General features: G+C 66.5%; 7 protein-coding genes. 4 read left to right on the top strand and 3 right to left on the bottom strand.

The genetic code is table 11. The features are described from left to right. Positions 1-269 precede the first annotated feature (269 nt). The gene (locus tag ACFQEU_RS10955; RefSeq protein WP_379782055.1) at positions 270-461 is read left to right on the top strand and encodes a hypothetical protein; all 192 of its coding nucleotides are present in this window, start codon (positions 270-272) and stop codon (positions 459-461) included. A 32-nt stretch (positions 462-493) separates the two neighbouring features. On the opposite strand, the gene panB is transcribed toward ACFQEU_RS10955, so the two are convergent. Beyond that, positions 494-1,300 carry a 3-methyl-2-oxobutanoate hydroxymethyltransferase gene (gene panB, locus ACFQEU_RS10960; protein WP_379782057.1) on the bottom strand — a complete coding sequence of 269 codons (807 nt, stop codon included), beginning with the start codon at positions 1,298-1,300 and terminating at the stop codon, positions 494-496. Between the two features lie 155 nt (positions 1,301-1,455). Here panB and ACFQEU_RS10965 point away from each other — a divergent pair, with 155 nt between their 5' ends. From ACFQEU_RS10965 to ACFQEU_RS10975, 3 genes are all read left to right on the top strand, one after another. After that, entirely contained in the window at positions 1,456-1,776 is a 321-nt protein-coding gene (locus ACFQEU_RS10965) for a DUF5822 domain-containing protein (RefSeq protein ID WP_379782059.1), read from the top strand. 156 nt (positions 1,777-1,932) lie between these two features. Continuing rightward, entirely contained in the window at positions 1,933-2,589 is a 657-nt protein-coding gene (locus ACFQEU_RS10970; RefSeq protein ID WP_379782061.1) for a helix-turn-helix domain-containing protein, read from the top strand. A gap of 70 nt (positions 2,590-2,659) precedes the next feature. After that, entirely contained in the window at positions 2,660-3,019 is a 360-nt protein-coding gene (locus ACFQEU_RS10975) for a DUF7344 domain-containing protein (RefSeq protein ID WP_379782063.1), read from the top strand. Between the two features lie 228 nt (positions 3,020-3,247). On the opposite strand, the gene ACFQEU_RS10980 is transcribed toward ACFQEU_RS10975, so the two are convergent. Both ACFQEU_RS10980 and ACFQEU_RS10985 read right to left on the bottom strand, forming a co-directional pair. After that, positions 3,248-3,901 carry an HAD family hydrolase gene (locus ACFQEU_RS10980; RefSeq protein WP_379782065.1) on the bottom strand — a complete coding sequence of 218 codons (654 nt, stop codon included), beginning with the start codon at positions 3,899-3,901 and terminating at the stop codon, positions 3,248-3,250. Continuing rightward, entirely contained in the window at positions 3,898-5,058 is a 1,161-nt protein-coding gene (locus ACFQEU_RS10985) for an acyl-CoA dehydrogenase family protein (protein WP_379782067.1), read from the bottom strand. Before ACFQEU_RS10985 ends, ACFQEU_RS10980 begins: the two co-directional genes overlap by 4 nt. Between the last annotated feature and the right edge of the window lie 168 nt (positions 5,059-5,226).

Here is a 5,226-nt window from a genome sequence, read left to right on the forward strand (position 1 = left end):
GCCGCGGGCGGCTCCGACGACGGGGGCGACGAGGCCGACGAAGCCGACGACGAGGCCGACGAAGCCGACGCCGCCGAGGAGGAGGAGGACGACGACGAGGACGAAGGCGACGGCGGCGAAGGGCTCGGCGAGCTCTTCGGCTGAGAGGTCGACGCCCGACCCCTCGACGACGCACGATCCGCACCTCGATTTCTTTCGAACCCGTTTCTCGACCAGTGATAACGCCGCCCGCGCGTTTTTATACCGCAGCCGGGAACTCCCCGTGAGAGATGAAGATCGTCGATGGCGACAAAGCCGAGTGTGCCCGATGTGAGTCGATTTTTCCGCTGGAGTCGGTGTCGTTGCTCGAGAAGGACACGAACCGGGATTACGAACGGGTGCTGTGTGAGGCCTGCCTGAGCGCGGTCGGGGTCCCGCGCGGCTACTCGCTTCGGCGGGACATCACGCACCTCGGTCGCTGACGATCGACAGTCCACTGCCGGCCGACGCGGTCTCAGTACAGGTCTTCGAGCGACTCCTCGACGTGCGTGTGCTCCTCCGCGGGGAACGCTCCAGTCTCGACCGCGGTTTTGTACTCGGCGACCGCCCGCCGCATCTCGCCGCGGACGTCCCCGAACTGTTCGGAGAAGGGTGGCGACCAGTCGCCGAGGCCGACGACATCGTTGATAACGAGGACCTGTCCGTCGGTGTCCGGGCCCGCGCCGATACCGATCGTCGGGATCGAGAGCGCCTCGGTCACCGCCGCCGCGAGGTTCGCCGGGACGTGTTCCAACACGAGCGAGAACGCTCCCGCGTCCGCGTGTGCGCCCGCCAGCTCGATGATCTCTTCGGCCGCGTCCTGGTCGGTCCCCTGTCGCGAGTAGCCGCCCAGACGGTTGACGTGTTGGGGAGTGAGCCCGAGGTGGGCCATCACGGGGATCCCCACGTCGGTCATCCGGCGGGTGGTTTCGACCGTGTGTGGACCGCTCTCGATCTTGACGGCGTCGGCGTCGGCTTCCTTTAAAAACGCGCCCGCGTTCCGGACGGAGTCGGCCTCGTCGACGCCGAACGAGAGGAACGGCATGTCGGCCACGACGAGCGCGTCGTCGACCGCGCGGGCGACCGCCGCGGTCCGGGAGCGGACATCCGCCATCGTCACCGGCAGCGTCGAGTCGTAGCCGAGCGCGGCGTTCCCCATGCTATCGCCGACGAGGACGACATCGATCCCGGCCTCGTCGACGATCCCCGCCGTGGGGGCGTCGTAGGCGGTGAGCATCGTGATCGGTTCCTCGCGGTCCCGCAGTCCCCGCGTCGTGGTCATCGATCCGAGCTGGTCGCCCGACGCGTTAAAATCGGGGGATCCGGAAGGGCGTTCCGGCGGGGAGCGGGCCCGCCAGTGGTCGAGAGAGAAGGGTCGGCGACTCGGCCCACGCGGCGACCGCCATCGATTAGTCCGTGCGCTACCGAGCGTTTGGCGTGCAACCCGTCGAGGAGGCAGAGATCGAGGGAGTCGACTACGGCTGGGTGATGCAGACGACGTTCGTCGTCACCATCCTCGTCGGGGCTCCCGTCGTCGCCGTGCTCTCCGCGTTCGTCACGCTCGACTCGTGGGGCGCGAGGGCCGCCTTCGCGATCCGCGTGGGCGCACCGATCTGGTTCGTCACCGCAGTCGTCGTCGCGCTGTACGCGAAACGCGTCGAGGCGAGCGAGACCGACGACGCGACGATCGGCGACGACGCGACGATCGGCGACGACGAGCAGATCGGGAACGACGAGCAGATCGGGAACGACGACTGACGGACGGGGCGGGGTGGCCTCGTTTACTGGGGTCGACGGGAGCGACGTGTCGGATCCGAGGCGCGCGGCCACTGTGCGTCTGGACGCTACCTCGAACAGCTCATCAGCGGTCGTCTCGGCAGCAATCCTTTCCCGACAGCCGGCATCAGTTCGGGTATGGCTACCGAGGCAACGTTCACGGTTCCGTCAGACCAGTTCCCCTTAGGGACAGTGTTCCACCAACTACCGAACGTGACGGTCACGCTGGAGCGACTTATCCCCGCACAGAACGTGGTGATCCCCTATTTTTGGGTTCGGGGAACCGAAGCCAAAGACATCGAGAGTGCGTTCACCGAGCATCCAGGCGTGGACGACATTCGGCTCGTTGACTCCGTCGGGGACGAGTACCTGTTACGGGTCGAGTGGGTATTGGACTACAACGACGTGCTAACCGTCCTGGCGGAGACAGGGGTCCCGCTGATCGAGGCTACCGGTACCACCAACGAGTGGCGGTTCGAGATCCGCGGTGACGATCGAAGCGACATCGCTGCCTTTCAGGAACGCTGTCGAGCGCTGGACATCCCGGTCACGTTGACGGAGTTGCACGCGCTTACGCCGGTTACGTCGGGAACCGAAGCGGTCCTCACTGACACGCAACAAGAGGCGCTCGTGCTCGCCTACGAGCGCGGGTACTTCGAGTCCCCCCGCGAGGTCACGTTGGAAGCCCTCGGCGAAGAACTCGGTATCTCACAACAGGCCGTCGGCTCCCGCCTCCGAGGGGGGATCAAGCGTGTCCTCGGGAACACGCTCTCCGCCCTTACAGCTCGGCCCTAGGTAGGAACGTAAAGTCGGTTTGTGCATGAAAAAGTCACTGTGATTGTGATCGGTCGACTGTAATAGCGTAATGAGCGTCGACTCTCTCGCCTTCGATTCGGTACTCGACCTGTGTCGAAACCAGCACCGGCGGATCGTGCTTGGGGCACTCACAGGGGAACAGCAGTCACTAACGCTCGACGACCTTACGGAGGTCATCATCACCCACGAGCAGCAGACGCCGCTTACGGAGACGTCGGATGATGAACTAGCGGAGATCCGTCTCTCGTTATATCATGTCCACCTCCCGAAGTTGGTCTCAGCAGGGCTCATAACCTATGATTCGGAGCTCCAACTCGTGGACCCGACGGAGAAATTCGATCGAACGCAACCGACCCTGACTACGATCCTCAATGCCGATCCCTCCCTCGAAGCACCGATGAAACAGTAGTGGCGACTCCATCTAACGTCTCGACCACTCGAGTATAAGCGGTTGATCGCGGATCGACGGCGACTCTCCTTATAAATCCCCGGCCAGCGGTGGAGTCGCTGGAACAGTGCTTAAAAGGGAACGTCGCCGCTTCCGATCGGTTGTATACCACGTTGTCAGCAGGCGTCTGGGGCGCTCACATCGGATGTCGACGCCACCGGTCGCGGATCCCGACGGAGTCACGACGACTTATATATCGTCGGAAGCGAGCGCGTCGGCGACCGAGACGAACGCGACGCCCGCCCGGTCGGCAGTCACCGCGTCGCTCGCGGAGTCCCCGACGAAGACGGCGCGATCCGGCTCGGCGTCGATGGCGTCGATCGCCGCCAGCAACGACTCCGGTTCGGGTTTGTGGGTCTCGACGGTGTCGCGGCCGACGACGGCGTCGACCGTCTCGACGAGCCCGTGTTCCTCGAGCGCGATGTGACACGCCGCTTCACAGTTGAGCGAACAAACCGCCGCGGGGCGGGTGTCCGCGCCCGACAGGAGCCGCTCACCAAGCGGGAGGAGTCGGGAGCGGGCCGCGCCGGCCCGTTCGTGGTCCGCGATCGCCGCCTCGACCTCGGCACCGATCCCGTACTCCTCGGCCGCGTCCAGCAACTTCCAGAGGTCCTCCGTGGGCGGGATCAGCGCGTGTTCCGCGTAGGCGGCGGCGACATCGTCGGCGACGCGGTCCCAGTCGACGACGAGTTCGAGGAGCGTTCCGTCGAGGTCGTACACGACCGCATCGGCCGCGGCGAACGCGTCGGGCCCGGAGAGTCGATCTGCTCCGGTAGGGGCGTCGGCATCGGCGGAAGCGTCGGCCCCAGTGGGAGCGTCGGCACCGGACGGCCGGTCGGTCATTCGTCACCCAGGACGCCGCGGGCGATGATCTTCTTCTGGATCTCCGTCGTCCCCTCGTAGATCTCCGTGATCTTCGCGTCGCGATAGAACCGCTCCACGTCGAACTCGCTGACGTAGCCGTAGCCGCCGTGGATCTGGACCGCCTCGTTGGTGACGGACATCGCCGTCTCGCTCGCCGTGTACTTCGCCTTCGAGGCCATCATCCGGTTGTCCTCGCCCGCCTCCGCCTGACGGCAGGCCTCCCGGACGAGCAGCCGCGACGCGGAGATGTCGGTCGCCATCTCGGCGAACTTGTGGCGGATCGCCTGGATCTCGCCGATCGGTCGGTCGAACTGCTCACGCTCGAAGGCGTACGACTTCGCCTCGTCGAACGCCGCCTGGGCGAGCCCGACCGCCTGAGCGGCGATGCCGATCCGGCCGCCCGTGAGGATCCGGAAGGCGGCCGAGAGCCCACGCCCTTCCTCGGTCAGCCGGTTCTCGCCGGGGATCCGGCAGTCATCGAAGGAGACGGACGTGGTGTCTGAAGCGCGCAGTCCCAGTTTCTCCTCTTTGGGGCCGACGGCGAACCCCGGCGTGTCCATCGGGACGAGGAACTGCGTGATCGAGCCGGGATCGTCGGCGTCGACCTTCGCGAAGACGATGGCGACCCCGCCGCGGTCGCCGTTGGTGATCCACTGTTTCTCGCCGTTGAGCACGTACTCGTCGGCGTCGGGGTCGTACTCGGCCGTCGTCGACATCGCCGCGGGGTTCGACCCGGCGTGGGGCTCGGAGAGACAGAACGTCCCGACTGGGCGGCCGTCGACCATCTCGGGTAGCCACCGCTCCTGCTGGTCCTCCGTGCCGAACGCCGCGATACAGGAGGTCGCGAGACAGTGAACGGAGAGCGCGGTGGCGACGGCGAGCGTCCCGTAGGCGAGCTCCTCGTTGACGACCGCGTATGTCGTCTCGTCGGCGTCGAACCCGCCGTACGCCTCGGGGACCGTGAGGCCGGTCAGCCCGAGCTCCGCGAGCCCGTCCCAGACGTCCTCGGGGAACGACGCCTCCGCGTCCGCCTCGCGGGCGATCGGCCGGACCTCCTCGACCGCGAACTCCCGGACGAGGTCGCGGATCGCCGCCTGTTCGTCGGTGAGTGCCGAGCCGACGCGTGCGCCAGTCATACCGTCGAGTTCGATCCCGCAGGGAAAAAGATGAGCGATCGGCGAGGCGGCGGTTTCCTCCCAAACGCCGCCGCGTCGGGGGCTGGATCACCGTTATCGCTCGCGGAACCACGCGACGACGGCCGCGGGGTCGGCGTCGAGCCCGCCGCCCTGCGCGAACGTCGGCCC

Source organism: Halorubrum tibetense (assembly GCF_042661865.1).
Classification (GTDB): Archaea; Halobacteriota; Halobacteria; order Halobacteriales; family Haloferacaceae; genus Halorubrum; species Halorubrum tibetense.

Excerpts from the sequence above, each read along its gene's own strand:
- ACFQEU_RS10970 (WP_379782061.1), top strand. The coding sequence starts at position 1,933 with ATGGCTACCGAGGCAACGTTCACGGTTCCGTCAGACCAGTTCCCCTTA.
- ACFQEU_RS10975 (WP_379782063.1), top strand. The coding sequence starts at position 2,660 with ATGAGCGTCGACTCTCTCGCCTTCGATTCGGTACTCGACCTGTGTCGA.
- ACFQEU_RS10955 (WP_379782055.1), top strand. The coding sequence starts at position 270 with ATGAAGATCGTCGATGGCGACAAAGCCGAGTGTGCCCGATGTGAGTCG.
- panB (WP_379782057.1), bottom strand. The coding sequence starts at position 1,300 with ATGACCACGACGCGGGGACTGCGGGACCGCGAGGAACCGATCACGATG.
- ACFQEU_RS10980 (WP_379782065.1), bottom strand. The coding sequence starts at position 3,901 with ATGACCGACCGGCCGTCCGGTGCCGACGCTCCCACTGGGGCCGACGCT.
- ACFQEU_RS10985 (WP_379782067.1), bottom strand. The coding sequence starts at position 5,058 with ATGACTGGCGCACGCGTCGGCTCGGCACTCACCGACGAACAGGCGGCG.